General features: G+C 71.7%; 28 protein-coding genes. 8 read left to right on the top strand and 20 right to left on the bottom strand.

From position 1 onward, the window contains the following. Nucleotides 1-80: 80 nt before the first annotated feature. The 3 genes from AC27IY_RS40760 to AC27IY_RS40750 all read right to left on the bottom strand — a co-directional run bounded on the left by AC27IY_RS40760 (nucleotide 81) and on the right by AC27IY_RS40750 (nucleotide 2,677). The gene (locus AC27IY_RS40760) at nucleotides 81-695 is read right to left on the bottom strand and encodes a YesL family protein (protein ID WP_364452992.1); all 615 of its coding nucleotides are present in this window, start codon (nucleotides 693-695) and stop codon (nucleotides 81-83) included. 251 nt (nucleotides 696-946) lie between these two features. Then, the gene (locus AC27IY_RS40755; RefSeq protein WP_423448918.1) at nucleotides 947-1,966 is read right to left on the bottom strand and encodes a LacI family DNA-binding transcriptional regulator; all 1,020 of its coding nucleotides are present in this window, start codon (nucleotides 1,964-1,966) and stop codon (nucleotides 947-949) included. A 135-nt stretch (nucleotides 1,967-2,101) separates the two neighbouring features. Then, nucleotides 2,102-2,677: a TetR/AcrR family transcriptional regulator gene (locus AC27IY_RS40750; RefSeq protein WP_371246963.1), complete on the bottom strand. Its 576-nt coding sequence runs from the start codon at nucleotides 2,675-2,677 to the stop codon at nucleotides 2,102-2,104. Between the two features lie 90 nt (nucleotides 2,678-2,767). On the opposite strand from AC27IY_RS40750, the gene AC27IY_RS40745 reads away from it, so the two are divergent. Further along, nucleotides 2,768-3,589, top strand: coding sequence for an NAD(P)H-binding protein (locus AC27IY_RS40745; protein ID WP_487181212.1), 822 nt, complete (start codon nucleotides 2,768-2,770; stop codon nucleotides 3,587-3,589). Between the two features lie 119 nt (nucleotides 3,590-3,708). On the opposite strand, the gene AC27IY_RS40740 is transcribed toward AC27IY_RS40745, so the two are convergent. Next, nucleotides 3,709-4,374 (bottom strand): acVLRF1 family peptidyl-tRNA hydrolase, encoded by a 666-nt coding sequence (locus tag AC27IY_RS40740; protein ID WP_423470431.1) that lies wholly within the window; start codon nucleotides 4,372-4,374, stop codon nucleotides 3,709-3,711. Nucleotides 4,375-4,501: 127 nt separating this feature from the next. Here AC27IY_RS40740 and AC27IY_RS40735 point away from each other — a divergent pair, with 127 nt between their 5' ends. Beyond that, entirely contained in the window at nucleotides 4,502-5,530 is a 1,029-nt protein-coding gene (locus AC27IY_RS40735; protein ID WP_487181211.1) for an EAL domain-containing protein, read from the top strand. Here the strand turns inward: AC27IY_RS40735 and AC27IY_RS40730 are convergent. The 6 genes from AC27IY_RS40730 to AC27IY_RS40705 all read right to left on the bottom strand — a co-directional run bounded on the left by AC27IY_RS40730 (nucleotide 5,527) and on the right by AC27IY_RS40705 (nucleotide 10,159). Continuing rightward, complete coding sequence (locus tag AC27IY_RS40730; protein WP_344215732.1) at nucleotides 5,527-6,132, bottom strand: response regulator transcription factor; 606 nt, start codon at nucleotides 6,130-6,132, stop codon at nucleotides 5,527-5,529. The genes AC27IY_RS40735 and AC27IY_RS40730 overlap by 4 nt on opposite strands. Further along, a complete protein-coding gene (locus AC27IY_RS40725) occupies nucleotides 6,129-7,247 on the bottom strand; it encodes a sensor histidine kinase (protein ID WP_423448926.1) in 1,119 nt (372 codons plus the stop codon). Before AC27IY_RS40725 ends, AC27IY_RS40730 begins: the two co-directional genes overlap by 4 nt. Further along, nucleotides 7,244-7,978, bottom strand: a complete 735-nt coding sequence (locus AC27IY_RS40720) for an ABC transporter permease (RefSeq protein ID WP_344215736.1) — start codon at nucleotides 7,976-7,978, stop codon at nucleotides 7,244-7,246. Before AC27IY_RS40720 ends, AC27IY_RS40725 begins: the two co-directional genes overlap by 4 nt. Continuing rightward, entirely contained in the window at nucleotides 7,978-8,862 is an 885-nt protein-coding gene (locus AC27IY_RS40715; protein WP_423448930.1) for an ABC transporter ATP-binding protein, read from the bottom strand. Before AC27IY_RS40715 ends, AC27IY_RS40720 begins: the two co-directional genes overlap by 1 nt. Before the next feature lie 123 nt (nucleotides 8,863-8,985). Next, nucleotides 8,986-9,831, bottom strand: a complete 846-nt coding sequence (gene hisG / locus AC27IY_RS40710) for an ATP phosphoribosyltransferase (protein ID WP_364453021.1) — start codon at nucleotides 9,829-9,831, stop codon at nucleotides 8,986-8,988. 64 nt (nucleotides 9,832-9,895) lie between these two features. Beyond that, the gene (locus AC27IY_RS40705) at nucleotides 9,896-10,159 is read right to left on the bottom strand and encodes a phosphoribosyl-ATP diphosphatase (RefSeq protein WP_020547470.1); all 264 of its coding nucleotides are present in this window, start codon (nucleotides 10,157-10,159) and stop codon (nucleotides 9,896-9,898) included. Nucleotides 10,160-10,421: 262 nt separating this feature from the next. Here AC27IY_RS40705 and AC27IY_RS40700 point away from each other — a divergent pair, with 262 nt between their 5' ends. From AC27IY_RS40700 to AC27IY_RS40685, 4 genes are all read left to right on the top strand, one after another. Then, nucleotides 10,422-11,438 (top strand): LacI family DNA-binding transcriptional regulator, encoded by a 1,017-nt coding sequence (locus AC27IY_RS40700; protein ID WP_487181210.1) that lies wholly within the window; start codon nucleotides 10,422-10,424, stop codon nucleotides 11,436-11,438. 217 nt (nucleotides 11,439-11,655) lie between these two features. Then, entirely contained in the window at nucleotides 11,656-12,915 is a 1,260-nt protein-coding gene (locus tag AC27IY_RS40695; RefSeq protein ID WP_487181209.1) for an extracellular solute-binding protein, read from the top strand. Nucleotides 12,916-12,925: 10 nt separating this feature from the next. Further along, nucleotides 12,926-13,858, top strand: a complete 933-nt coding sequence (locus AC27IY_RS40690; protein WP_364453031.1) for a carbohydrate ABC transporter permease — start codon at nucleotides 12,926-12,928, stop codon at nucleotides 13,856-13,858. Further along, on the top strand, nucleotides 13,858-14,811 hold the full coding sequence (locus AC27IY_RS40685; protein ID WP_344215750.1) for a carbohydrate ABC transporter permease: 954 nt from the start codon (nucleotides 13,858-13,860) through the stop codon (nucleotides 14,809-14,811). The genes AC27IY_RS40690 and AC27IY_RS40685 overlap by 1 nt, the downstream gene beginning before the upstream one ends. A 76-nt stretch (nucleotides 14,812-14,887) precedes the next feature. On the opposite strand, the gene AC27IY_RS40680 is transcribed toward AC27IY_RS40685, so the two are convergent. The 10 genes from AC27IY_RS40680 to AC27IY_RS40635 all read right to left on the bottom strand — a co-directional run bounded on the left by AC27IY_RS40680 (nucleotide 14,888) and on the right by AC27IY_RS40635 (nucleotide 24,925). Then, a complete protein-coding gene (locus AC27IY_RS40680) occupies nucleotides 14,888-16,927 on the bottom strand; it encodes a DEAD/DEAH box helicase (protein WP_487181208.1) in 2,040 nt (679 codons plus the stop codon). A gap of 283 nt (nucleotides 16,928-17,210) precedes the next feature. Next, complete coding sequence (locus tag AC27IY_RS40675) at nucleotides 17,211-17,573, bottom strand: metal-sulfur cluster assembly factor (protein ID WP_329575148.1); 363 nt, start codon at nucleotides 17,571-17,573, stop codon at nucleotides 17,211-17,213. Then, entirely contained in the window at nucleotides 17,570-18,007 is a 438-nt protein-coding gene (gene sufU, locus AC27IY_RS40670; protein ID WP_329575147.1) for a Fe-S cluster assembly sulfur transfer protein SufU, read from the bottom strand. The genes AC27IY_RS40675 and sufU overlap by 4 nt, the downstream gene beginning before the upstream one ends. Before the next feature lie 2 nt (nucleotides 18,008-18,009). Further along, nucleotides 18,010-19,263 (bottom strand): cysteine desulfurase, encoded by a 1,254-nt coding sequence (locus AC27IY_RS40665; RefSeq protein ID WP_487181207.1) that lies wholly within the window; start codon nucleotides 19,261-19,263, stop codon nucleotides 18,010-18,012. Beyond that, entirely contained in the window at nucleotides 19,260-20,006 is a 747-nt protein-coding gene (gene sufC, locus AC27IY_RS40660; protein WP_329575142.1) for a Fe-S cluster assembly ATPase SufC, read from the bottom strand. The genes AC27IY_RS40665 and sufC overlap by 4 nt, the downstream gene beginning before the upstream one ends. A gap of 6 nt (nucleotides 20,007-20,012) precedes the next feature. Continuing rightward, nucleotides 20,013-20,342 carry a non-heme iron oxygenase ferredoxin subunit gene (locus AC27IY_RS40655; RefSeq protein WP_344215758.1) on the bottom strand — a complete coding sequence of 110 codons (330 nt, stop codon included), beginning with the start codon at nucleotides 20,340-20,342 and terminating at the stop codon, nucleotides 20,013-20,015. Next, nucleotides 20,339-21,460 (bottom strand): Fe-S cluster assembly protein SufD, encoded by a 1,122-nt coding sequence (gene sufD, locus AC27IY_RS40650; RefSeq protein WP_487181206.1) that lies wholly within the window; start codon nucleotides 21,458-21,460, stop codon nucleotides 20,339-20,341. The genes AC27IY_RS40655 and sufD overlap by 4 nt, the downstream gene beginning before the upstream one ends. Further along, nucleotides 21,460-22,872 (bottom strand): Fe-S cluster assembly protein SufB, encoded by a 1,413-nt coding sequence (gene sufB / locus AC27IY_RS40645; RefSeq protein ID WP_344215762.1) that lies wholly within the window; start codon nucleotides 22,870-22,872, stop codon nucleotides 21,460-21,462. Before sufB ends, sufD begins: the two co-directional genes overlap by 1 nt. Continuing rightward, the gene (locus tag AC27IY_RS40640; protein WP_364453052.1) at nucleotides 22,869-23,582 is read right to left on the bottom strand and encodes a helix-turn-helix transcriptional regulator; all 714 of its coding nucleotides are present in this window, start codon (nucleotides 23,580-23,582) and stop codon (nucleotides 22,869-22,871) included. Before AC27IY_RS40640 ends, sufB begins: the two co-directional genes overlap by 4 nt. A gap of 95 nt (nucleotides 23,583-23,677) precedes the next feature. Beyond that, the gene (locus tag AC27IY_RS40635; protein WP_487181205.1) at nucleotides 23,678-24,925 is read right to left on the bottom strand and encodes a multidrug effflux MFS transporter; all 1,248 of its coding nucleotides are present in this window, start codon (nucleotides 24,923-24,925) and stop codon (nucleotides 23,678-23,680) included. 177 nt (nucleotides 24,926-25,102) lie between these two features. Between AC27IY_RS40635 and AC27IY_RS40630 the strand changes: the two genes are divergently transcribed. Both AC27IY_RS40630 and AC27IY_RS40625 read left to right on the top strand, forming a co-directional pair. Next, nucleotides 25,103-26,011 (top strand): ABC transporter ATP-binding protein, encoded by a 909-nt coding sequence (locus AC27IY_RS40630; protein WP_364453058.1) that lies wholly within the window; start codon nucleotides 25,103-25,105, stop codon nucleotides 26,009-26,011. Continuing rightward, complete coding sequence (locus AC27IY_RS40625) at nucleotides 26,008-26,796, top strand: ABC transporter permease (protein WP_423470422.1); 789 nt, start codon at nucleotides 26,008-26,010, stop codon at nucleotides 26,794-26,796. Before AC27IY_RS40630 ends, AC27IY_RS40625 begins: the two co-directional genes overlap by 4 nt. The last annotated feature ends 3 nt before the right edge of the window (nucleotides 26,797-26,799 follow it).

Below are 26,799 nucleotides of genomic sequence, written 5' to 3'. Positions count from 1 at the left end.
GCCGCCTGAGCAGGCCGAAGCGGTGAGAGCAGCCGTTATCGCTAACACGCCGGCAAGGAGCCGCCGGCGGCGGGATGCGCTCATGAGTTCCCTTTCGAATGCAGGCGCGCCTCGTTCTCCTCGAAGAAGCGCAGGCAGAGCCACGTGTTGAGATGGATCCACGCGCCGAAGCTGATCACCGGGGCGAGGACGGGCGCCGCCGAGGTCGCGAAGGCGATGGCGGAGAGCACGAGCAGCAGCAGCACGGACGAGGCCGGGCGCATGAGCGCCAGGTGGACCGCCTTGGGCACGTACGCCCACAGCGGCAGGTCGTGATGCGCGTAGAGCGGGCCCACGTAGGCCCCCGCACCGGCCAGTGCGACGAGCGCCACGAGGGTCGCGATCCGCATCGTCCCCATGCCGGGGCCGAGCGCGGACAGGTACAGGTAGTTGCCGACGAGCAGGACGCCGGTCAGCACCAGGGGCAGGACCAGCAGCGAGGCCCGGACGAATTCCCGCCGGTAGACGGTCCAGAATTCGCGCCAAGCCTGAAACGTTTCATAACGGACGTGCCTCCGGGCCAGGGTGTAGGCGGCCACGGTGGCGGGCCCCAGCCCGAGAACCACGCCTCCGGCGAGGGTGAACACGAGCCACATCAGGTTGAGCTGAGCCGCCCAGATGGCCTCTGAGCAGGCAGCTTGGATCCTGAATGACATGGCGGGACGAGACATCCGGCACCACCTTCTCGTGGCATCCGCCCCGGACGGGGGTGGGCTGTTGCGCCGCCGTTCCTGCCCGGTTACACGGGAGTGAACGGCGGTTGGTGCGAAATTAGTGTTGAATCGACTCAAAGTCAATGACGAGATGCGCGGGAATTCGCGGACCCGCCGCGGGCGCCGGAGGCCGTCCGGGCATGCCTGAGCACGGCCCGCCGCCTCGTGCGGAGGGCCGTGCTCGGGGGCGGGCGTCAGGGGTCGCGGCGCAGCGCGCTCGACTCCCTGACCACCAGGTCCGGCTGGAAGATGACCTGCCTGTGCCGGTGCTGCTCGGGCTCGGCGACCTCTTCGAGCAGCAGGTCGACGGCGGTGCGGCCGAGCAGTTCGCGCGGCTGCCTGACCGACGACAGCGGCACGGCGGCCGCCGCGGCGAAGTCGATGTCGTCGTAGCCGATGATGGCGAGGTCCTCGGGCACGCGCAGCCCGTGCGCGGCCATCGCCTGCAGGAAGCCGAGTGCCATGATGTCGTTGGCGCAGAAGGCGGCGGTGGGCCGCTCGTCCGGCGGCAGCGCCGCCACCTGTTCGCCGATGGCCCGGCCGCCGGCCACGGTCAGCGCGGGCGCGGTGCAGGTCAGCAGCTCGACGGCGCCGCCGGTCGCCGCGATCGCCGCCTCGGCGCCCGCGTGCCGGTCGGCCACCTGTTTGACCGACATCGGGCCGCCGGCGAACAGCACGCGCCGGTGCCCGCGCTCGACGAGATGGGCGCCGGCGATCTGCCCGCCGAGCCGGTCGTCGACCGCCACCGAGCACTGCAGCCCGGTGGCCGGGCTGTCGACCAGCACGACCGGCGTGCCGCGCGCGGCCAGCTCCTCCAGCCAGGGGTTCTCCGCCTCGACCGGGGTGATGAGTATGCCCATCACCCGCTGCTGTTCGAGCTGGTCGAGGTGGCGGCGCTCGCGGCCGGGGTCGCCTGCGCTGTTGCACAGCACCACCATCGTGTCGTGGTCCTCGGCGACCGACTCGGCGCCCTGGGCCACGTCCACGAAGAAGGGGTTGGCCACGTCGAGCACGACGAGGCCGACCGTCCTGCTACGGCCCACCCGCAGGTGGCGGGCCACCTCGTTGCGGACGAACCCGAGTTTCTTGATCGCGTCGAAGACGCGTTCGCGGGTGGCCGGTGACACGATCTCCGGGCGGTTGAGCACGTTGCTCACCGTCCCCACGGAGACGCGCGCCAGCTGCGCGACCTCCTTGATGTTCCTGGTCGCCATCGATCCTCACGAGGCCGTGCTGCGGGTGCATGATTCGCCGCTCTGACGTGGTCCGCGTACGGAGCTCCACGATGAACTCGGCCCATCATAGCGGTGATCAAGATTCTTTTGAATCGTCTCAATACGTCGAAACGGTCACAGGGGCACGGTCGTCCCCTCCGCCCTCATGCCGTCGAGCATGAGCCGCAGGTAACGGCCGGGGTCGGCGGCGACGGGGGCGGGAAGCCGGTCGGGGTGACAGGTGAAGACGTTCAGCAGGTGGACCAGGTCCTCGACGCCGACGTCGCGGCGCATCGCGCCGTCCTCCTGCGCGCGGCCCACCAGCTCGCCGAACCGCTCCAGCCAGCCGTCCCGCGTCCGCGCGAACCCGTCCCTGCCGGTGTACGCCTCGTCGGGCAGCGCGGCCAGGGCGGTCGCGAGCGCGGCGCGGCCGGGGTCGGCCGCCCAGGAGACGAAGGCGCGGATCGCGCTCCAGGCGTCGGCCGCCTCATCCGCGGCCCGGTCGAGAGCCTCCGCCATGCTGTGCACGTAGTGGTCGCCGACGGCGGCGAGCAGGGCCTGGCGGTCGGGGAAGCGGCGGTAGAGCGTGCCGACGCCGACCCCCGCGCGCCGGGCGATGACCTCCATGGGCGCGTTGACGCCGCGCTCGGCCAGGACCTCGGCCGCCGCCTCAACGATCCTGCCGAGGTTCCGTCTCGCGTCCGCGCGCACCGGCGTCTCCTCCCCATCAAGTGGACGATCGGATTCCGGTTAGTGTACCGTGCGGCGAACCGGAATCCGATCGTCCGCTTAGGAGACCTCATGATCGTCATCACCGGGGCCACAGGCACCGTCGGGCGGGCGCTGGCCGGGCGGCTGCGCGGGCACGACGTGCTCGCCGCCGTCCGCCGGCCCGCCGACCTGCCGTGCCCGTACGCGCTCGCCGACCTCGAGCGGCCCGAGACGATCGGCGCGCTGCTGTCGCCCGGCGACCGGCTGTTCCTCAACAGCTCGCTCTGGCCCGGCTTCGCCGCGGCGCACCGGGCCGTGATCGACCTCGCGGCGCGGGCGGGGGTCGCCCAGGTGGTCACGGTCTCCGTCCGGGGCGCCCGTCCCGGCGGGCGGCTCGGCGGCGGCATGCACGGCGAGGTGGACGAGCGGCTGCGGGCGTCCGGCGTGCCGTACGCGATCCTGCAGCCGACCGGGTTCATGCAGAACCTGCCGGGCGAGGTGCGGGACGGGCGCATGTACGGCTCGTACGGGCCGGGACCGGTCAACTACATCGACGCCAGGGACATCGCCGACGTGGCCGCCGCGCTGCTCACCCGCCCGGCCGGGCCGGGGAGCGACCACGTGCTCACCGGGCCCGAGTCGCTGCCGCACGAGCGGATCGCCGAGCGCGTCGGCGCCGCCCTTGGCCGTCCCGTCCGGTACGTGGACCTCCCGGTGCCCGAGATGGCCGCCCACCTGGAGCGGCAGGGCATGCCGGCGCCGTTCGCCGCGGACCTGGCCGCGCTGATGGCCGAGACGGGCGACGGCCGCTGGGCGACGACCACGACCGAGGTCGAGGACATCACCGGCCGGCCACCGCGCACCCTGGACGACTTCCTCACCGACCACCTGACGACCTTCGCGACGGCCTGACGCACGCAGGCGGGCTGGGGGCGAGTGAACCGAACGGCCTGCCCAGGCTGAGCGGCTGACGAACGCGGGCGGGCTGGGGGCGAGTGAACCAAGCGGCCTGGCCAGGCCGGGCGACCGACTCAGGCGGGCGGGGAGTCGTGGTCCAGCACGCGGACGCGGACGGCGCGGAAGGTGGACGGGGTGTCGCGGAGCACGGTCAGGCGTGGGTCGGGCACCACGAGGAACGGCTCGGCCTCCAGCGCCAGCAGGGGCGCGAGCCGCCGGTCCCGGCGCAGCGCGTCCATGGCCCGCCGGTCGCCGCCGAGCACGACGGCCTCCAGCTCCCCCAGGTGCGGCGACAGCACCCGCACCGCCGTCTCCACGGCGTCGTCGTAGGCCCGGCTCGCCTGGTCGCGCCGCCGCCGGGCGAAGCGCTGCTGCGACCAGCCCCCGGCCGCCGTCCGCCCCTGCACCAGCCGCGAGCCGACCTTCGACGCCAGCAGCGCGTCGCCGTGGAAGACACCGGCCGCGTACCCGCCGAGCCGGACGAGGAACACCCCCACCCGGCGCTCGGCGCGTACGTGCGCGACCAGCCCGCTGACGTGCGGCGGCCCGGCGGCCATGGGCGGGAACGGCACGTGCAGCTCGGCCAGGGCGCCGTCGCGGGCCGACAGCCGGACCACCCGCCCGTCGCCGCTCGCCGTGAAGGGCCCGTGCCGCTCGGCGAACCCGTCGATCCACGGATGCACCCGCCCCGGCGGCACCACGACCCACCGGCCGCCACCCTTGGCCGGACGCCCGCTCATGCCTCGAAGGCTAGCCGAGTCGGGGGCGGGGCCGGCGAAGCGGCCCGGGACAACTCAAGGGGAAATGCCGGTTAAATCTGTTTCGTGGGCCTTATGTGGCACGCGGGTTCCGCCGGATCCTTTCCTCGTGGCGACCTCCCTGCTCACCAGCCCCCTCGTGGACCTCGACACCGGGGCGGTCATCGCCCACCCCGCGACCGTCGACCCCTCGGGCGAGCTCCGGGCGACCCCGCTGCCGATGATGCTGGACCTGCCGGTCCACGTCGTGCTGTCGGGCGCGGGCGCCCTGACCCCGCTGCACGAGGCGCTGCGCCGGGCGGGGCGGCATCCGCGCGAGGCGATCCTGCTGCTCACCGGGACCTGCCACGAGCATGACCTGCCGCTGCTCAAGGTCGCGCTCAACGGGCTGCTCACGATCGGCTATTTGCTCGGCCTCGCCGACGTGGGCTCGAACGGCTCCTCGCCGGAGCTGGCCGCGGACGTCTCGCCGTACCTGGTGGCGCTGGCCCCGGAGCTGGTCGCGCGCGTCCCCGGCGACCACCGCGCGACCGCCGTCACCCGGTCGGTGGTGACGCTCGCCCGCGGGATCGGCGCCCACGTCATGGCGCCGGGCGTGGAACGCGAGAGCCAGGCGGCCACCGTCCGCGGCCTCGGCGTACGCCTCGCGCACGGCCCCCTGCTGGCCCCAGGCCCCGACGGCAAGGTACGCGTCCCGCTCCCGGTCGCCGACCCCGCCCCCGGCGCCGCCCTGCTCGGCCCCCGCGTGCAGGAGCTGCTGATCCCCGCGGTGACGCTGCCCGCCGAGGCCAGGGCGGAGGAGGCCGTCGCGGCCTTCGGCCACGAGCCGACGATCACCAGCGTCATCCTGGTGGACGAGTACCAGCGTCCCCAGGGCAGCCTGGACCGCGGCCGCTTCCTGCTGTCGTTCGCCGCCCGCTTCGGCCACGCCCTGCACAGCCAGAAGCCTGCGCGGCGGCTGGCCGACCCGCCGCGCACGGTGCCGCGCACCACGCCGGCGATCGCCGCGGTCCAGGCGGCCAGCAGGGACGCCGGCCGCGTCTACGACGACCTGGTGGTGACCGACGAGATGAACCGCTGCCTCGGCATCGTCCGCGTCTCGGACCTCATCAGGGAGGTCACCAGCCAGGCCCGCTAGAGCCAGCCCTGCGTACGGGCCCGCTGCACGGCCTCGATCCGGTTGCGGGCATGGGTCTTCTGGATGGCCGAGGACAGGTAGTTGCGCACGGTGCCCTCCGACAGGTGCAGCCGCTCGGCGATGTCGCCGATGGTGGAGCCGTCCACCGAGGCGGACAGCACGTCGCGCTCGCGCGCCGACAGCGGGTTGGGCCCCGCGCTGAGCGCGGCCGCGGCCAGGCCGGGATCGATGACCCGCTCCCCCGCGTGCACCCGCCGGATCGCCGCCGCCAGCTCCCTGGCCGGGCTGTCCTTGACGAGGAAGGCGACCGCGCCCGCCTCCATCGCGGTGCGCAGATAGCCCGGACGCCCGAACGTGGTCAGGATCATCACCCGGCAGCCGGGCGTGCGCCGCCTGATCGCCGCGGCGGCGGCCAGGCCGTCGGTGCCGGGCATCTCGATGTCGAGCAGGACGATGTCGGGCAGGGCGCGGGCGACGACCTCGGCCGCCTCCGCGCCGTCGGCGGCCTCGCCCACCACCTCGATGTCGGGCTCCAGGTTGAGCAGGGACGCCAGCGCGCCCCGTACCATGCCCTGGTCCTCGGCCAGGACCACGCGGATCACGCCGGCACCTCCACCCGCAGCCGGAACCCGCGCGGGCCCGGGCCCGCCGCCATCGCGCCGCCCGCCGCGACGGCCCGCTCGCTCAGCCCCGACAGCCCGCTGCCCATCAGGATCGGCTCCCGGCCGCGCCCGTCGTCGGCGACCTCCAGGACGGCCAGCCCGTCCTCGTACGTCACCCTGATCTCGCAGCGGCCGGCCCGCGCGTGGCGCACGACGTTCGTGGTGCCCTCGCGCACCGCCCAGGCCAGCAGGCCCTCGACCGGCTCCGGCAGGGGCGTGCCCGACACCTGCACGCGGGCCCGCACGCCGGCCGCCGCCAGCACGGACCTGGCGTTGTCGAGCTCCTCGGCCAGGCCGCGCCGCCGGTAGCCGGTGACGGCCTCGCGCACCTCCGACAGGGCCTTCCTGGCGACCGACTCGATGTCCCTGACCTCCCGCTGCACCTCGGGCGTGCCCTCGGCGAGCCGCCCGGCCAGCTCGCTCTTGAGCGCGATCAGCGACAGGCTGTGGCCGAGCAGGTCGTGCAGGTCGCGGGCGATGCGCAGCCGCTCCTCGGTGGCCGCCAGCCGGGCCACCTCGCCCTGCGCCCGGTGCAGCTTGACGGTCAGCGCCCGGGTGTTGCGCACGCTGATGAACAGCACGCCGAGCGTCACCACCTGCAGCCCGAGGATGATGATGGTCTCGGGCGAGCTGTGGTGGATCAGGCCGCCGCCCACCAGCAGGCCCAGGTTGGCGAGCATGGCGACCAGCGCCGCCGCGGCCGGCAGCGTGAACCCGCACAGCACGACGCTGTAGACCGGCATGCTGAGGAAGGAGCCGCCGAAGACCAGCGCGCCGGTGACCCCCACCGAGGTGGTGAGCGCGAGCAGCGGGTACGTCCACCGCCCCCGTTCCAGGAAGCTCCTGGCGCTCACCACCGTCGCCAGGAACAGCACGATGAACGCGGCCAGCAACGCCCCCGCCCAGACCGCGCGCACACCGGTGATCGCTCCGGTCACGATCTCCGCGACGGGGAAGACCAGGTAGACCAGCCCGACGGACAGACCGAGCAGCCGCCGCCGGAGCGAGGGCCGGTCGTCCTCCCCGCCGAAGCTGATCCGCTCGGCGAAGCTCATGCCCGAACTGTAGCCCGGCGGTAGAGGAAGGCCGCGCCGAGGCCGAGCACCACTCCCCAGGCGGCGACGACCAGGACGTCGGCGAGCCCGAGCCCGTGGCCGCCCGCCACGCTCCAGCCGAGTGCCGCGTAGTGGTAGGACGGCGTGACCTCGGCGACGGCCTTCATCGTGGTGCCGAAGATCTCCGGAGGGAACCACAGCCCGCCCGCGATGGCCAGGGCGAACATGCAGATCATGGCGGCCGGCTGGGCGGCGTCGGGCGACAGCGCGGAGCCGATGGCCAGCCCGAGCGCGATGAACGGGATCGTGCCCAGCCACATCGCCAGCAGCAGCCCCGCCCACCGCGCGGGCGGCATCGACACGCCCTGCTGCACGATGGCGACGACGCTGACCAGCAGCAGCGACGGCAGCACGAGCAGCAGCGCGGTCGCCAGCTTGGTGACGATGATCGCCCAGCTGGGCAGCGGGGTGATCTGGAGCTGACGCAGCCAGCCCGACTGCCGCTCGGTGGCCCAGGGCACGGCCGAGCTCATCATGGACGATGCCAGGCCCCCGTAGGCCGCCATCGACACCATGAGGATCACCGCGTAGCTGACGCCGCCTGCGTCGGTCTGCTCGCCGTAGATGTTGGCGTTGATCAGGTAGAGGAGGACGGGGAAGATCACCACGAAGATGAGGTAGCGCCGGTTGCGCAGCATGCGCAGCGTCTCTGTCCTGGCGTAGTAGAGCATCAGGGCTCCCGGGTGAGGGCGAGGAAGGCGGCTTCGAGGTCGGCGCCGGACAGCCGGACCTGCCGTACGTCGAGCGTGGTGCCTCGGTACAGCCCGTCCAGGGTGGCGTCGGGATCGCCGGTGTGCAGGATGACCTCGCCGTCGGCGATCTCGACGGAGGTCACGCCGGGCAGCCGGTCGAGGCCGGCCGCGGGCTGCGAGCCGAGGGCGAAGCGGACGATCTGGCCGCCCGCCCCGGCCTTGATCTCGGCGGCGGTGCCGTCGGCGGCCAGCCGGCCGCGGGCGATGACGACCACCCGGTCGGCGTGGGCGTCGGCCTCCTCCAGGTAGTGGGTGGCGAACAGCACCGTGCGCCCGCCTGCGGCGTAGTCGTGCATGGCGGCCCAGAAGCGCAGCCGGGACTCCACGTCCATCGCCGCGGTCGGCTCGTCCAGCAAAAGGATCTTCGGCGCGCCGGCCACGGCCAGGGCGAAGCGCACGCGCTGGGACTGGCCGCCGGACAGCTTGTTCGCCCGGCGGCCGGCCAGCTCGGTCAGGTCGGCCAGGCGCAGGATCTCGTCGAGGGGCAGCGGGCGCGGGTAGAGCCGGCGGACGAGGTCCACCAGCTCCTTCACGGTCAGCTCGGGGATGAGCGTGCCGTGCTGGAGCATCGCGCCCATCTCGCCGTCCTTCACGGCCGCGTCCGGCGGGCGGCCGTGCACGGCGACCTGGCCGGAGCTCGGGCGCAGCAGGCCGAGCAGCAGGTTGATGGAGGTGGACTTGCCGGCGCCGTTGGGGCCGAGGAGGGCCACGGTCGAGCCGGGTTCGATGGCGAGGGAGAGGTCGTCGACAGCGAGCACGTCCCCGTAGCGCTTGCTGACGTGATCGAACGTGATGGCGTTCATGCGTCGAACGTAAGGTCACGGCCGGGACCCGGGCAGTGTGATCCTTCCGGGTTCGGCCGTGACATTTGTCAGACGCGGCCTCCGGGTGTCAGAGGCGGCCGCTTGTCGGAAACGCCGAGGACGTCAGAGGCGGCAGGCGTAGATGTCGGTGACCAGGATCGCCCGCGCGCCGATGTCCCAGAGCTGGTCCATCACCTGCTGGTGGCCCTTGCGGCGGACCATCGCGCGCACCGCCACCCAGCCCTCGCGGTGCAGCGGCGAGACGGTGGGGCCCTCCATGCCGGGCGTGAGGGCGATGGCCTCCTCGATGCGCTCGGCGCGGATGTCGTAGTCCATCATCACGAAGTCGCGGGCGTGCACGACGCCCTGGAAGCGGCGGACGAACTGGCCCACGCCGGGCGTCTCCGCCGCGCCCTGCCGCTTGATGAGCACCGCCTCGGAGCGCATGATCGGCTCGCCGAAGACCTCCAGGCCGACGTTGCGCAGCGTGGTGCCGGTCTCGACGACGTCGGCGATGGCGTCGGCCACGCCGAGCCTGATCGCGGTCTCCACCGCGCCGTCCAGCTTGATCACCCGGGCGTCCACGCCCTGGTCGGAGAGGTATTTCTCCAGCAGCCCCGCGTAGGAGGTGGCGATGCGCCTGCCCTGCAGGTCGTGCACCGAGGTCATCGCGCCGGCCGTGCCGGCCAGGCGGAAGGTGGAGCCGCCGAAGCCGAGCGGCATGATCTCCTCGACCGGTGCGCCGGAGTCGACGAGCATGTCGCGGCCGGTGATGCCGACGTCGAGGGTGCCCTCGCCGACGTAGACGGCGATGTCGCGGGGACGCAGGAAGAACAGCTCGCAGCCGTTGTCCTCGTCGACCACGACCAGCTCCTTGCTGTCCCTGCGGGAGCGGTAGCCGGCTTCCTTGAGCATGGCCTGGGCGGCCTCGCTGAGCGCGCCCTTGTTGGGTACTGCCAGACGCAGCATGTCAGGTCCTCGTTCGGTCTCTCGAATTCTCCAGGTCGGGTGCGGCGGCGGGCGCGGGCGCGCCCTAGAGATGCTTGTAGACCTGGTCGAGCCCGATGCCCTTGGCGATCATGAGCACCTGCACGTGGTAGAGGAGCTGGGAGATCTCCTCGGCCGCCCGGTCGTCCGACTCGTGCTCGGCCGCCATCCAGCTCTCGGCGGCCTCCTCGACGACCTTCTTGCCGATGGCATGGACGCCGGCGTCGAGCGCGGCCACGGTGCCGGACCCCGCGGGCCGGGTGCGGGCCTTCTCGGACAGCTCGGCGAACAGCTCTTCGAAGGTCTTCATGGTCTCTCTCGTCGTCGATGGCGTGCCTGACAAGCCTAGTCTGCGGGACGAGGTGACACCGCCCTCCGTCCGCCACGCGAGACGCCCTGATCGGCGCACGGCAGATCCGATGACTGCCCGGGAACCCGAAGGGCTGTACATGGACCCGTTTCCGGTTTATGAACCGGAAAAGCATTGTGCCCGGATCGGAGCGGAGATTATCAATCTCGCTGATACGGTTCAGCGGTTTATCGGGACCGCAGGGGCGCGGGAGGGAGCAGGCGTGAAGAGGCCGACGATCGCCGACATCGCGCGGCGGGCCGGCGTGTCCAAGGGGGCGGTGTCGTACGCGCTGAACGGCCGCGCCGGCGTCTCGGAGGAGACGCGGGCGCGCATCAGGGCCATCGCCCAGGAGGTCGGGTGGCGCCCCAACGTGGCCGCGCGCTCGCTGAGCGGCGCCCGCGCCGACGCGATCGGCCTGGTGCTCTCCCGGCCGGCCCGCTTCCTCGGGGTGGAGCCGTTCTTCATGGAGCTGGTCAGCGGCGTCGAGGACGAGCTGGCGGCCGGCTCGTGCGCGCTGATGCTGCAGGTGGTGCCGGACCATCAGGCCGAGATCGCGGTGTACCGGCGCTGGTGGGGCGAGGGCCGGGTGGACGGCGCGATCCTGGTGGACCTGTGCGCCGCCGACCCCCGCGTGGCGGAGGTGGAGCGGCTCGGGATGCCCGCCGTGGTGGCCGGGCATCCGTCGGGCGCGGGCCCGCTGCCCGCCGTGTGGTCGGACGAGGCCGCCGTGATGGGCGAGGTGATCGGCTACCTCGCGGCCCTCGGCCACCGTCGGCTGGCCAGGGTGGCGGGGCTGCCTGCGCTGCTGCACACCAGGATCAGGGACGAGGCGTTCGCGCGGGGCTGCGCGGCGGCCGGCCTCGGCGGGCATCCGGTCGCGCACACCGACTACACCGGCGAGGAGGGCGCGCGGGCGACGAGGCTGCTGCTCAGCGCGCGTCCCCGGCCCACGGCGATCGTCTACGACAACGACATCATGGCGGTGGCGGGCCTGTCGGTCGCCCAGGAGATGGGCCTGGCCGTCCCCGCCGGGCTGTCGATCGTGGCCTGGGACGACTCCCCGCTCGCGCAGGTGGTCCGGCCGCCGCTGACGGCCGTGACCCGGGACGTCCCCGCCTACGGCGCGCACGCCGCGCGCACCCTGCTCCGGGTGATCGCCGGCGAGCGGCCGGACGGCGCCCCGGAGCCGCCCGCGCGCCTGCTGCCGAGAGGGAGCACCGCTCCGTTTTCATCGTGACGGAAAATTTCCGCTGGAGCCGTAATCGAAGGTCATCGCCGTCACGAGAGCCGGGGAACGCGCTCTCTCGAAAAACTGCCTATTGTGGCTTACCCGCTTAAGTGGTGAAATCCGCTCCGCACCAGTAAGTGGGCGCCGGCCAAGGGACCCGCAGGCACATCCGCACGTCCGCCGGCGCAAGTCCGGCGCCCATCCGACGGAGAGATCGGATGGCCCCATGCGACGAACCATGGCAGCGTGCAGCACGATCCTCGTGGCCGCCCTGAGCACGGCCTGCGCCACGAGCGGTCAGACCCGGACGGAGCAGGCCGACCAGAACGCCCCCATGACCCTGTCCTTCTGGTCCACCGGAGGCGACGACGAGACGGCGACCTTCCAGAAGGCCGCCGACCTCTACCACCAGAAGCACCCGAACGTGACGGTCAAGGTGCAGACCCTGTCCTGGGACGACGCCTACGCCAAGCTCCTCGCCGCCGCGACCAGCCGCACCGGCCCCGACATCCTCTCGGGCGGCATGACCTGGACCATCCAGTTCGGCGCTCGCGGCGCCATGGTGGACCTGCGTAAGCACGGCATCGACGCGCTCAAGGGACAGGCGCAGCCCGCCCAGTGGGAGTCGGCCGTCTCCCCCGACGGCTCGGTGTACGGGGTGCCGCTCGACATGTCCACCCTGGCCCTCTACTACCGCACCGACCTGCTGGAGAAGGCCGGGATCGACGCCCCGCCCAAGACGTGGGAGGAGCTCGTCGAGGACATCGCCACGCTCAAGGCGTCGGGGGTGAAGAAGCCCTACAGCCAGGACTGGGGCAACCTCGACTGGATCGGCTACTTCAACTACCTCTACCAGGCCGGCGGCGCCTTCTACACCCCCGACTGCAAGCCCTCGCTCGACACCCCGCAGGCCGAGCGGGCGCTGACGTACTGGGTGGACCTCTACCGGAAGCACGGCGCGCCCACCGCCACCGTCGAGGGCTCCGACGCCCTCGACACCGGCACCGCGATGGTGGTGGCCGGCAACTGGATCGCCAAGGGCCTCGACACCAACAAGCCCAAGCTGAAGGGCAAGTGGGCGATGGCGCCGCTGCCCGCCGGGCCCGCCGGGCCGACCACGTTCATCGGCGGCCGGGCGATCGGCGTCACCTCCTTCAGCAAGTACGCCCAGACCGGCGCGGACTTCGTGAAGTTCATGTACACCGACGAGGCCATCGCCGCCGTCGCCGGCGAGGCCAGGAAGCGCAACATCTCCTACATCCCGCCGCGCCCCGACCAGATCGTGGGCGGCTCGACGTTCACGCCCGAGCAGGCGCAGGTCTTCGCGCAGGCGATCGGCACGGGCAAGGCGGCCCCCGGCTGTCCCGGCTGGGACGAGAGCGCCTCCGACGTGGCCAAGCAGCTCCAGTCGGCCATCCTCGGCAAGTCGGACGCGAAGACCGCGCTCGCCGAGGCGGCCAAGGTCATGGAGCGCAACGCCGGTTAGGAGGCCGACAATGGCGGGTCCCGTCCCCATCGGCGGCCGGCTGCGCCGCGTCCCCGTCGACCGGCTGCGCCGCTACGGCACCTCGTACGCGATGCTGCTGCCGTTCCTCGCGCTGTTCGCGGCGTTCCTGCTCTGGCCGCTGGCCAACTCGCTCTACCTCAGCTTCACCTCGTTCGACGGGGTCAACCCGGCCGTCTTCACCGGCCTGGACAACTTCGCCGAGCTCGCCGGCGACGCCCGCTTCCGGCACGCGCTCGGCAACACCGCGCTCTACGTGGTGGCCTCGGTCGTGCTCGGCACCCTGCTGTCGCTGGGGCTGGCGCTGGCCTTCAACGGCCCGAGCTGGCCGCACCGCGTCATGCGCACGCTGTTCTTCCTGCCGTCGGTGACCTCCTCCATCGCGCTCATGATCATGTGGAAGTGGGTGCTGTTCCCGAGCGAGGTCGGCCTGGCCAACACGGTCGTCCACTGGCTCGGCGGCTCGACCGTGCCCTGGCTGGCCACGCCGGGGCTCACCATCCCGATCCTGGTGCTGATGTCGGTGTGGGGCGGCATGGGCTACGGCATGGTGCTGTACGTCGCCGGCCTCGGCTCCATCCCCGAGGAGTACTACGAGGCGGCCAGGATCGACGGCGCCTCGACCTGGCAGCGCTTCCGCCACATCACGCTGCCGCTGCTGCGGCCGGTCACCACGTACGTGGTGGTGACCGGGCTGATCGGGGCGTTCCAGGTGTTCGAGGCGGTCTACATCGTCTTCCGCGGCACCAACAACATCGGCGGCGTGCTCGACTCGGCGCTGATGATCGTGCCCTACCTCTACGACCAGGGGTTCACCCACTTCAAGCTGGGCTACGCCTCGGCCGTCGCCTGGGTGCTGTTCCTGATCATCTTCGTGCTGAGCCTCGTCAACCTGCGCGTCGGGCGCGCGATGAAGGAGCTGTGATGGCCGTCGCCCCGATGGACCGGCTCGCCCCGGCGCGGCGGGCCCGGCACGAGCAGCCGCGCGCGGGCGGCCGGGCCCGGCTGAACGGGCACCTGCTGCGCCTGCCGTTCTACCTGCTGTCGCTGACGATGGTCGTGCCGTTCTACTGGCTGATCATCACGGTGCTGAAGCCGCCGACGGAGCTGTCCAGGATCCCGCCGTCGTTCGTGCCGCGCTCGCCGTCGACCGTGAACTTCTACGATCCCGAGTGGTCGGCGGAACGGGTCAATCCGGGGCATCTGCAGGGGGTGTTCCAGCGGTTCCAGGTGGAGTTCGGGTTCTGGCGGTTCCTGTTCAACAGCGTCGTCATCACCACGGCGATCACGGTGGGGGCGCTGCTGGTCTGCTCGCTGGCGGCGTACGTGATCGCCAAGCACCAGATCAGGGGCCGCAGGGTCATCTTCCTGATGATCATCGCGTCGATGATGGTGCCCTGGCAGACGACGCTCATCCCGAACTACGTCATCATGCGCAACCTGGGCTGGCTGGACACCTACACGGCGTACATCGTGCCGGGGCTGGCCAAGGCGTTCGTGCTGTTCTTCCTCGTGCAGTTCCTGCAGTCGGTGCCGAACGAGCTCATCCAGGCGGCCCGCGTGGACGGCGCCGGGGAGTGGCGGATCTGGTGGCAGATCGTGCTGCCGCTGCTGCGGCCGGCGCTCGCCGCGATGTCGATCTTCATCGTGCTGGCCGAATGGAACAACTTCCTGTGGCCGCTGGTGATCGTGCAGAGCGACGAGATGGCGAACCTGCCGGTCGCGCTGGCCCGGCTCAACTCGTACTTCGGGGCGCCGGACCACCAGGGCGCCATCATGGCGGGCGGGTTCATCGCCTCGGTCCCGACCATCGTGTTCTTCCTGATCTTCCAGAAGTACTTCACCCGGGGCATCGCCCTGAGCGGCCTGAAAGGCTGACCCGCCCCCGGAAACGCCGCCGCCCGCCACACCTCGGGGGTGTGGCGGGCGGTGGGGTTCGCTTCAGCGGAGCCGGTCAGCGCGCGTGACGGCGGTCCGAGGAGAACGGGCGGGGGCGCTGGCCGCGGTCGTCGGAGCCGCGCCAGTCGCCGCGCGATCCGCGGTCCTGGCCGGCGCGGCCGCCACGGTCGTCGCCGCGGTAGCCACGCTCGCCGCGGAAACCACCGCGCCGGTCGCCGCCCGAGAAACCGCGGTCGCCGCCCGAGAAGCCCCGGTCGTTCGAGAAGCCGCGGTCACCGGAGGAGCCCCGGTCGCCGTTGTAGCCACGGTCGTTCGAGAAGCCGCGGTCGTTCGAGAAGCCACGGTCGTTCGAGAAGCCACGGTCGTTCGAGAAGCCACGGTCGTCGCGGGATCCACGGTCGTTGGAGTAGCCGCGGTCACCGGAAGACCCACGGCCGCCGGAGAAGCCGCGCTCCCCCGAGGGGCCGCGGTCGCCGTTGTAGCCACGGTCACCGTTGTAGCCGCGGGCGCCGTTGGAGCCACGATCGTCGCGGGAGCCGCCGCGGTAGCCGTCACGGCCGCCCTCGCGGGCCGGACGCTCGCCCTCGCGGACGGGCCGGTCGCCCTCGCGGAAGCCGCGCCTCGGCTGGTAGCCGCGGTCGCGGCCCTCGCCCACGGTGCGCGACTCGTCGCCGTGCCGGCGCGGACGCCGGTCGCCCCCGAAGGGACGCTCGCCGTCCTCGTGGCGGCGCGGGCGGCGCTCGCCGTCGAAGTCGCGGCGCGGACGGCGGTTGCGGCGCTCGGAACCGCCGGCACCGCCGCCGTCGCGGCGCGGCCGCAGCGGCTTGCGCACGTCGGGCTCCCACACGGGGATGGCCTCGCCGCTCGGGATGCGGGCGCCGGTCACCTCGGCGACCCTCGGGTGCCCCGGGGTGGCCTTGAGTCGGAACGGGTGGATGCCGGCCCGGCGGGTGAGCGCGTCGGTGGAGCGCCGCTCGTTCGGCAGCACCAGCGTGACGACGGTGCCCTTCTCGCCGGCCCGCGCGGTACGCCCGCCGCGGTGCAGGTAGCTCTTGTGGTCCTGGGGCGGGTCGACGTGCAGCACCAGCGAGATGTTGTCCACGTGGATGCCGCGCGCCGCGACGTCGGTGCAGACCAGCACGTTGACCGAGCCCTCGCGGAACTCGGCGAGGATGCGGGTGCGCTGGTTCTGGCGCTTGCCGCCGTGCAGGCCGCCGGCCTTCACGCCGACGCGGGCGAGCTGCTTGCACAGCCGGTCCACGCCGTGCTGGGTGCGCACGAAGATGATGGTGCGGCCCTCGCGGTTGGCGATCTCGGCCGCCACGTCGAACTTGTCGTCGCGGGTGACCTGCATCACGTGGTGCTCCATGGTGTCGACCGGCGAGGTCGCGGGAGCCACGGAGTGCGTGATCGGGTTCTTGAGGAAGCGCTGCACCAGCTTGTCGACGTCGCCGTCGAGGGTGGCGGAGAACAGCAGCCGCTGCCCGTCGGCCGGGGTCTGCGCGAGCAGCTCGGTGACGACGGGGAAGAAGCCGAGGTCGCACATGTGGTCGGCCTCGTCGAGGACGCTCACCTCGACGTCGGCGAGCGAGCACTCGCCCTGCCGGATGAGGTCGCCGAGGCGGCCGGGGGTGGCGATGACGAGGTCGACGCCGCGCCGCAGCGCCTCGATCTGCTTGCCCATGGACATGCCGCCGACGACGACCTTCATGCGCAGCCCGAGGCCGCGGCCGAGAGGTTCGAGGGCGTCGTGGACCTGGAGGGCGAGCTCACGGGTCGGGACGAGGATCATCGCGCGGGGCCGCCCGGGAACGGGCCTGACCCCGGCGAGACGGGCCATGGTCGGCAGGCCGAAGGCGAGGGTCTTGCCGGAGCCGGTCTGGCCACGGCCGAGCACGTCGTTGCCGGCGAGCACGTCGGGGATGGTCGCGCTCTGGATCGGGAAGGGGCTCTCGATGCCCTGTCTGGCCAGTGCGGTGACGAGCGGCCTGGGCAGCCCCAGGAGCTCGAACTCGGACGGGCCCGCTTCCGGGGCGGCCGCGGAGGTCGCGCCGGAGATGCTCTCGTCGAGCGCGGGCATGACAGCGTCAAGCATGGTCACGAAAGTCGTGCCTTTCCGTCGAAGTGGCACGTCACTTCTGCGAAAGGACGAGCCAAGATGTACGGCGCAGGCCGTACCAGTCAGAAAAAGAGGGGGAGGATGCACCGGCGCACCGGCCGCAGGCGATGCTGAGACGCGCGATGAGGCGTCGGGGTGTGCATCTGATCCAACGCCGGGATGTTATCGGATATTTCCCGGCCGGGTTCGGACCTTCCGAAAACCCTGATGACACGCTGAAACGGCTGACGTCGGACGCCAGCCGTACAGCGAACAGAGGTCAGACGTTGAAGCCTAGCATACGAAGCTGCTCTCGGCCCTCGTCGGTGATCTTGTCCGGGCCCCACGGCGGCAGCCAGACCCAGTTGATCTTCACGTCGGAGACCATGCCGTCGAGCGCCGAGTGCGCCTGGTCCTCGATGACGTCGGTCAGCGGGCAGGCCGCGCTGGTCAGCGTCATGTCGATGGTGGCCACGGGCTTGCCGCCGCCGGCCGCGTCGAGGTTGAGGCCGTAGATCAGGCCCAGGTCGACGACGTTGATGCCCAGCTCGGGGTCCACGACGTCCTTGAGCGCCTCCATGACCTCGTCGACGGTGATCTCACCGTCGAACTCGGTCGTCGGGGTCTCGGTTGGCTTGCTCATTGCGCGGCACTCCTCACCACTGCGTCCTTGTAGGCCATCCAGGACAGCAACGCGCACTTCACACGAGCGGGGAACTTCGCCACGCCCGCGAAGGCGACCGCGTCGCCGAGCACGTCCTCGTCGGCCTCCACCTGGCCCCTGCCCTGCATGAGCCGGGTGAACTCGTCGACGACCGACAGCGACTCCGCGACCGACGAGCCGGTGGTCAGCTCGTGCAGCACCGAGGCGGCGGCCTGGCTGATCGAGCAGCCCTGCCCGTCGTAGGAGACGTCGAGCACCTGGTCGCCGTCCACCTTGACCCTGAGCGTGATCTCGTCGCCGCAGGTCGGGTTGACGTGGTGGACCTCGGCGTCGTACGGCTCGCGCAGCCCGCGCCCCTGCGGGTGCTTGTAGTGCTCCAGGATCAGCTCCTGGTACATCGACTCGCCGATCATGGCTATGCGAACACCTTCTGAACGTGATGCAGGCCGCGAACCAGGGCGTCGATCTCGCCCGTGGTGTTGTACAGGTAGAACGACGCCCGCGTGGTCGCGGGTATTCCGAACCGCAGGTGCAGCGGGCGGGCACAGTGGTGCCCGACGCGCACCGCGACGCCGAACTGGTCGTCGAGGATCTGCCCGACGTCGTGCGGGTGGATGCCCTCCAGCGTGAACGACACCGTGCCGCCCCGCGCCTCCAGCGTCCCGGGCCCGATGACGCGCAGCCTCGGCACCTCGCGCAGCGCCTCCAGCGCGTAGCGGGTCAGCTCGCGCTCGTGCGCCTCGATCGCCTCCAGGCCGACCCCGGTGAGGTAGTCGACGGCGGCGCCGAGACCGATGGCCTCGACGATCGGCGGTGTGCCGGCCTCGAACTTGTGCGGGGCCGGGGCGTAGGTCGAGCGGTCCATCCAGACCGCCTCGATCATCTCGCCGCCGCCGAGGAACGGGGGCATGGCGTCGAGCAGCTCGGCCCGCGCCCACAGCACGCCGATGCCGGAGGGGCCGACCATCTTGTGGCCGGTGAAGGCCACGAAGTCGGCGTCCAGCGCGGCGACGTCCACCGGGTGGTGCGGCACGGACTGGGAGGCGTCCAGCAGGATGAGCGCTCCCGCCTCGTGGGCCCGCCTGGCCAGCTCGACCACCGGGTTGACGGTGCCGAGCACGTTGGACTGGTGGGCCACCGAGACGATCTTCGTCCGCTCGGTGATGACGCCGTCGGCCAGGTCGAGCCGGCCCTCGTCGGTGACCCCGAACCACTTCAGCGTGGCGCCGGTGCGCTGCGCGAGCATCTGCCACGGCACGATGTTGGAATGGTGCTCCATCTCGGTGACGACGATCTCGTCGCCGGGCCCGAGGGTGAAGCGGGGGTCGGTGTTGGCGGGGTTGCCGAAGGAGTAGGCGACGAGGTTGAGCGCCTCGGAGGCGTTCTTGGTGAAGACCACCTCGTCGCGCGCCGCGCCGACGAACGCCGCGACCTTGTCGCGGGCGCCCTCGTACGCCTCCGTGGACTCCGCGCCGAGCACGTGCATGGCCCGCCCCACATTGCTGTAGTGCAGGGCCAGGTGCTCGCGCATGGTCTCGATGACCAGGTTGGGCTTCTGCGAGGAGTTGCCCGAGTCGAGGTAGACGAGCGGTCGCCCGTCGGGCAGCTCGCGGGAGAAGACCGGGAAGTCCTTCCTGATCCGCTCCACGTCCAAGCTGGTGGAAGTCATGCAGACGCCTTCGTGTACTGCTCGTAGCCCTCGGCCTCGAGCTTGTCGGCCAGCTCCGGCCCGCCCGCCTCGACGATGCGCCCGCCGGCGAAGACGTGCACGAAGTCGGGCTTCACGTAGCGCAGGATCCGGGTGTAGTGCGTGATCAGCAGCACGCCGGTGTCGCCGCTCGCGCGGAAGCGGTTGATGCCCTCGGACACCACGCGCAGCGCGTCGACGTCGAGGCCGGAGTCGGTCTCGTCGAGGACCGCGATCTTCGGCTTGAGCAGCTCCATCTGGAGGATCTCGTGGCGCTTCTTCTCGCCGCCGGAGAAGCCCTCGTTGAGGTTGCGCTGGGCGAAGGCGGGGTCGATGGACAGCGCGTCCATGCCGCCCTTCAGGTCCTTGGCGAACTCGCGCAGCTTGGGCGCCTCGCCGCGGACGGCGGTGACGGCCGAGCGCAGGAAGTTCGAGACCGACACGCCGGGGACCTCGACCGGGTACTGCATGGCCAGGAACAGGCCCGCGCGGGCGCGTTCGTCGACCGACAGCTCCAGCAGGTCGACGCCGTCGAGCAGGACCTGCCCGCCGGTGACGGTGTACTTGGGGTGGCCGGCGATCGCGTAGGCCAGCGTCGACTTGCCCGAGCCGTTGGGGCCCATGATGGCGTGCGTCTGGCCGGAGTTCACCGTGAGGTTGACGCCGCGCAGGATTTCCTTGTCCTCGACGGCGACGTGCAGGTCGCGGATCTCAAGGGTGGACATGGTTGCTTATGACTCCTTCGAGAGCGAGACGAGGACGTCGTCGCCGTCGATCTTGACTGTGTAGACGTTCACGGGCTTGATGGCGGGCGGGCCGGTCGGCTTGCCGGTGTGCACGTCGAAGCACGAGCCGTGCAGCCAGCACTCCAGCGTGTCGTCGTAGACCTCGCCCTCGCTGAGCTTGACCTCGGCGTGCGAGCAGACGTCGTGCAGGGCGTACACCTGCTCGCCCTTGCGCACCAGCGCCACCGGGGTCTCCCCCACCTCGACGCCGATGACTCCCCCGTCGGGGATGTCGGCGAGCGCGCACACCTTCTCGAAGCTGCCGGCGTCGCTCATCGCGCGAGCTCCGCCTCGACGGCGCTCATGACGCGCTCGCGCAGCTCCTCGATCTGGATCTTCTCGATGAGCTGGCCGAGGAAGCCCCGCACCACCAGGCGGCGTGCCTCGTCGTGGGGGATGCCGCGGGCCTGGAGGTAGAAGATGTGCTCGTCGTCGAGACGGCCGGACGCGGAGGCGTGCCCCGCGCCGGCGACCTCGCCGGTGAGGATCTCCAGGTTGGGCACCGAGTCGGCGCGGGCGCCGTCGGTGAGGATGAGGTTGCGGTTGAGCTCGTAGGTGTCGGTGCCCTCGGCCTCGACCTTGATGATCACGTCGCCGATCCAGACGGCGTGCGCCCGGTCGCCCTGCAGCGCGCCGCGGTAGTCGACGTTGCTCTTGCAGTTGGGCTGCGAGTGGTCGACCAGCAGGCGGTGCTCCAGGTGCTGCCCGGCGTCCACGAAGTAGACGCCCGACAGGTCGGCGTCGCCGCCCGGCGCGGTGTAGGCCACGCTGGGCGACAGGCGCACCAGGTCGCCGCCGAGCGTCACCACGAAGCTGCGGAAGGTCGCGTCCTTGGCGAGCTGGGCGTGGTGGTGCGAGACGTGGACGGCGTCGTCGTCCCAGTCCTGGAGGCTGACGACCTTGAGGTTGGCGCCCTCGCCGACGACGAACTCGATGTTGTCCGCGTAGACGGCGCTGCCCTTGTGGTCGAGCACGACCACGGCCTCGGCCAGCGGCTCCACCTTGACCACGAGGTGGCCGTAGGCGGCGCCGTCGCCCTCACCGGTGAGGGTGAGCACGGTCGGCTTGGAGGCGACGGCCTCGCGCGGCACCGTGAGGACGGTGGCCTTCTCGAAGCTGTTCCACGCCTGGGCGCTCACCCGGTCGGTGGGCGTGAACGCCTTGCCGACGCGGGCGTCGTCGCGGCCGACCGTCTCGACGGTGACCTCGGGGGCGGCGTCCACGTCGAGGCGGACGTGACCGGCCGCCTCGGCCTTGCCGTTGTGCAGGCCCTTCAGCCGCGTGAGCGGCGTGAACCGCCAGGCCTCCTCGCGGCCGGTCGGGACCTCGAAGTCGCCCAGGTCGTAGGACGCCTTCTCGTGCAGGGTCGACAGGGGCTTCTCGTTCAGGCCCATCAGCCGACGGCTCCTTCCATCTGCAGCTCGATCAGCCGGTTGAGCTCGAGCGCGTACTCCATGGGCAGCTCACGCGCGATCGGCTCCACGAAGCCGCGCACGATCATCGCCATCGCCTCGTCCTCGTCGAGCCCGCGGCTCATGAGGTAGAACAGCTGGTCCTCGCTGACCTTGGAGACCGTGGCCTCGTGGCCCATCGAGACGTCGTCCTCGCGGACGTCGACGTAGGGGTAGGTGTCGGAGCGGCTGATCTGGTCGACCAGCAGCGCGTCGCACTTGACGGTGCTGGCGCTGCCGTGGGCGCCCTCCTCGATCTGCACGAGACCGCGGTAGGAGGTGCGGCCGCCGCCGCGCGCCACCGACTTGGAGATGACGCTGGAGCTGGTGTTGGGCGCCAGGTGCACCATCTTGGAGCCGGCGTCCTGGTGCTGGCCCTCGCCGGCGAAGGCGACGCTCAGGGTCTCGCCCTTGGCGTGCTCGCCCATGAGGTAGACGGCCGGGTACTTCATCGTGACCTTGGAGCCGATGTTGCCGTCGATCCACTCCATGGTCGCGCCCTCGTAGGCGACGGCGCGCTTGGTGACCAGGTTGTAGACGTTGTTCGACCAGTTCTGGATGGTCGTGTAACGGCAGCGGGCGTTCTTCTTCACGATGATCTCGACGACGGCGCTGTGCAGCGAGTCGCTGGAGTAGATCGGCGCGGTGCAGCCCTCGACGTAGTGCACGTAGCTGTTCTCGTCGACGATGATGAGGGTCCGCTCGAACTGGCCCATGTTCTCGGTGTTGATCCGGAAGTAGGCCTGCAGCGGGATCTCGACCTCGACGTTCGGCGGCACGTAGATGAACGAGCCACCGGACCACACGGAGGTGTTGAGCGCGGCGAACTTGTTGTCGCCGACCGGGATCACCGAGCCGAAGTACTCCTTGAAGAGCTCCTCGTGCTCCTTCAGGCCCGTGTCGGTGTCGACGAAGATGACGCCCTTCTCCTCAAGGTCCTCACGGATCTTGTGGTAGACGACCTCCGACTCGTACTGGGCGGCGACGCCGGCGATGAGGCGCTGCTTCTCCGCCTCGGGGATGCCGAGCTTGTCGTAGGTGTTCTTGATGTCGGCGGGCAGCTCGTCCCAGGAGGCGGCCTGCTTCTCCGTCGAGCGCACGAAGTACTTGATGTTGTCGAAGTCGATGTCGGTGAGGTCGGCGCCCCAGGTCGGCAACGGCTTCTTGTCGAACAGCCGGAGACCCTTGAGGCGCAGGTCGAGCATCCACTCCGGCTCGTTCTTCAGCGCGGAGATCTCGCGGACGACCTCTTCGGACAGGCCGCGCCTGGCCGTCGCCCCGGCGATGTCCGGGTCGGCCCAGCCGAACTTGTAATTCCCGAGGCCTTCCAGCTCCGGGCGGTCGGTGACAGTCACCTTCCGGTCTCCTTGCTCGTATCGTGAGGACTCTTGTCCTTGTGTGCGGATTCGCCCAGCGTCTGCGGGCTCACGTGCGTCGTGCAGACCCCGTCGCCGTGCGCGATCGTGGCCAGGCGCTGCACCGGTGTGCCGAGCAGCTGCGCGAACGCCTCCGTCTCGGCCTCGCAGAGCTGAGGGAACTCGGCTGCCGCGTGGGCCACCGGGCAGTGATGCTGGCAGAGCTGGTCGCCGCCGGACTTGGCCTTGCTGGCCGAGGCGGCGTAACCCTCCGCCGACAGCGCCTGCGCCAGCACGTGTACGCGCTGCTCGGCCGGCACCGCCCGCATGGCCGGCTCCAGCCGCTTGAGCAGGCCGGAGACCTGCGAGCGGGCGAAGTCGGCCACAGCGTCCTGCCCCATGCGATCGGCCAGGTAGCGCAGCGCGCTCCCGGCCAGGTCGTCATAGGCGTGCTCGAAAGCACTGCGCCCCGCGTCGGTGATGGCGAACAGCTTGGCCGGCCGCCCCCGCCCGCGCTGACCGCGCGGGCGCACCGTGCGGGGCTCGATCATCCCGTCGGCCAGCAGGGCGTCGAGGTGACGCCGGACGGCCGCGGGTGTGAGCCCGAGCCGCTCGCCGAGGGCGGCGGCCGCGACGGGACCATGCTCAAGGATCAGCCGGGCGACGCGGGCACGCGTGCCGCGCTCACTACCGGGCTCGATCGTAGGCATGTTTTTCACAACATCAGTGTGCCGTAAATCCTTCCCGTCTCACAAACGGATCGGGGCAGCTCGGCAATGGAATTTGTCACGCAGGGCAGCCTTACCTAACTCCTGCTCGACGCCCGGGTACGGCCCAGCACGGCGTAGGCGAGGACGGCGCAGACGATGAGCCCGAGCATCACGGAGGCCATCGGGACGGCGGTGCCCGCGCCGACGACGCCGACCAGCGGCGCCGACACCGCGCCCAGCGCGAACTGCAGCACGCCCATCAGCGCCGCCGCGCTGCCGGCCACCTGGGCGGGCTGCGAGCCCAGCGCCAGCGCGCTGGTGCCGGGCAGCGTCAGGCCCTGGCCGAGCATGATGACGACCAGGCCCGACACGATGCCCCACAGGCCGAGGCCGGTGAGCGCGGCCGCCATGAGCAGGGCCGCGCCCGCCAGGCTGGTGGCCAGGCCCGCCACCACGATGGCCGCCGGGGACACCCGCCCCGACAGCCGGCCGCCGACCTGGGCCATGACGGTGAGGGCGAGGGCGTTGAGCCCGAAGATGAGGGAGTACTGCGTCGGGGTGGCGCCGTAGACCTCCTGCAGCACGAACGGCGAGCCGGAGATGTAGCCGAACATCGCGGCGAAGGCGAGGCCGCCGGTGAGCGCGTACCCCATGAACGAGCGGTCGCGCAGCAACTGCCAGAAGGTGCGGACGGTGTGCTTGAGCCCGCCGCTCTCGCGGCTCCCGGCCGGCAGCGTCTCGCGCACCCCGGCGAGCACCGCGATCAGCAGCACGACGCCGGCCAGGCTGAGCGCCACGAAGACGCCCCGCCACGAGGTGAACGCCAGCAGCTGCGCCCCCGCGATCGGGGCGAGGATCGGCGCCAGGCCGCTGACCAGCATGAGCGTGGCGAAGATGCGGGCGATGGCGGCGCCCTCGTACAGGTCGCGCACCACGGCGCGCACGATGACCAGGGCCGCGCCGCCGAGCATGCCCTGCAGCAGGCGGAAGGCGATGAGCATCGGCACCGACTGCGCGAACGCGCACAGCAGCGAGGCGGCCATGAACCCGGCGACGCCCACGATCAGCGGCATCCGCCGCCCGCGCATGTCGCTGAACGGACCGGCGATGACCTGCCCGACCGACACGCCGATGAGGCAGGCGGTGAGCGTGAGCTGGACCTGGGCGGGGCCGCTCAGCATCTCGGAGGTGATGGCGGGCAGCGCCGGGAGGTACATGTCGATGGAGAGCGGCCCGATGGCCGAGAGCGCGCCGAGGAGCACCAGGAGCAGCGCCCTGCGCTCCTTCTTCTCGGACTTCCGTTCAGCTCGTACGGCGGTGGACGTGGCTGCGGCCACGGACATGCAAAACCCCTCTCCTCGCGAACCCGGGTGGCCCACGAGGGCCGAGGTACGGCAACGGCTGTCCGGTCCTCCTAATTCCCAGTTATCAGATATTTCCGTGATTTTCCATGGAGAGCCCGCGCCCCACGCGCTCACCTGAGGCCCGGACCGCCCCGCGCAGTCCCTAGACTCGTCGTCATGGAATCCCCAGCCGTCGAGATCCTCGACCTGGTCAAACGTTACGGCGCGGGCACCGCGCTCGACGGCCTCGCCCTGCGCGCGGAGCGCGGCGCGGTCACGGCCGTCCTCGGGCCCAACGGGGCGGGCAAGACGACCACGGTCGAGATCTGCGAGGGGTTCCGCACCGCCGACGCGGGCACCGTGCGGGTGCTGGGGCTGACTCCCGAGCGGCCCGAGCTGCGCGCCCGGGTCGGGGTCATGCTGCAGTCCGGCGGGGTGCCGCCGGCGGTGCGCTGCGGCGAGTGGCTGCGCCTGGTCGCGCGTTTCCACGCCCGACCGCTCGACCCGGCCGCGCTGCTGGCGCGGCTCGGGCTCGCCGGGCACGCCCGCACCCCCTACCGGCGCATGTCGGGCGGGCAGCAGCAGCGGCTGTCGCTGGCCGCCGCCGTCATCGGCCGCCCCGAGCTGGTCTTCCTCGACGAGCCGACCGCCGGGCTCGACCCGCAGGCCAGGCACGCCTGCTGGGAGCTGGTGGGCGAGCTGCGCTCGGCCGGGGTGTCGGTGGTGCTCACCACGCACCACATGGACGAGGCCGAACGCCTGGCCGACCACGTGGTGATCATCGACCGGGGACGGGTGGTGGCCGAGGGCACGCCCGCCTCGCTGACCGGCGCCGAGCGGCAGCTCAGGTTCCGTGCGCGGCCGGGGCTGACGCTGGAGGAGCTGCTCAACGCGCTCCCCGCGGGCAGCGCGGCCAAGGAGTCGCCGGCCGGCCACTACATCATCGAGGGCCAGGTCGGCCCCGAGCTGCTGGCCACCGTGACCGCCTGGTGCGCCGCCGAGGGCGTCACGGCCGACGACCTGCGCATCGAGCGGCGCACCCTCGAGGACGTCTTCCTGGAGCTGACCGGCAGGGAGCTGCGTTGAGCACGTACGAGCGAGCCACGGGCACGCTGGACCTCACCCCCGCGCCGGGCGCGGCGCCGTTCCCGCGCATGGTGCTGGCGCAGGCCGGCGCGGAGCTGCGCGCCACCCTGCGCAACGGCGAGCAGCTCCTGCTCACCCTGATCATCCCGGTGCTGCTGCTGGTGGGCTTCTCGCTGGCCCCGCTGATCGAGCTGGGCGGCGTGCGGCGCGTCGACTTCCTGGTCCCCGGCGTGCTGGCGCTCGCGGTGATGTCCACGGCCTTCACCGGGCAGGCCATCGCGACCGGCTTCGAACGCCGCTACGGCGTGCTCAAGCGGCTCGGCGCGACCCCGCTGTCGCGGTCCGGGCTCATGCTGGCCAAGACCGTGGCGGTGCTGGCCGTGGAGGTCATCCAGGCGGCGGTGATCGTCGCCGTCGGGCTGGCGCTGGGCTGGCGGCCGCAGGGGTCGTTCCTGGCCGCGGCGCTGCTGATCGTCGCGGGCACGGCGGCCTTCAGCGGGCTCGGCCTGCTCATGGCGGGCACGCTGCGCGCCGAGGCGACGCTGGCCGCGGCCAACCTCGTCTACCTGGTGCTGCTCGGGGCCGGCGGGGTGATCTTCCCGCTGGCGAAGTTCCCCGAGAACGTACGGCCGGCGCTGGAGGTGCTGCCGATCTCGGCGCTGACCGGCGGGCTGCGCGCGGTGCTCGCCGAGGGGGCGGCGCTGCCGCTGGTCCCCCTGGGCGTGCTGGCGGCCTGGGCGGTGCTGTCGCTGGGGCTGGTGTCGCGGACGTTCCGCTGGGAGTGAGCC

This window comes from Nonomuraea sp. B208 (assembly GCF_057536035.1).
Note: the sequence above shows the minus strand (reverse complement) of the source record. Positions and strands in the feature narration are given on the sequence as shown.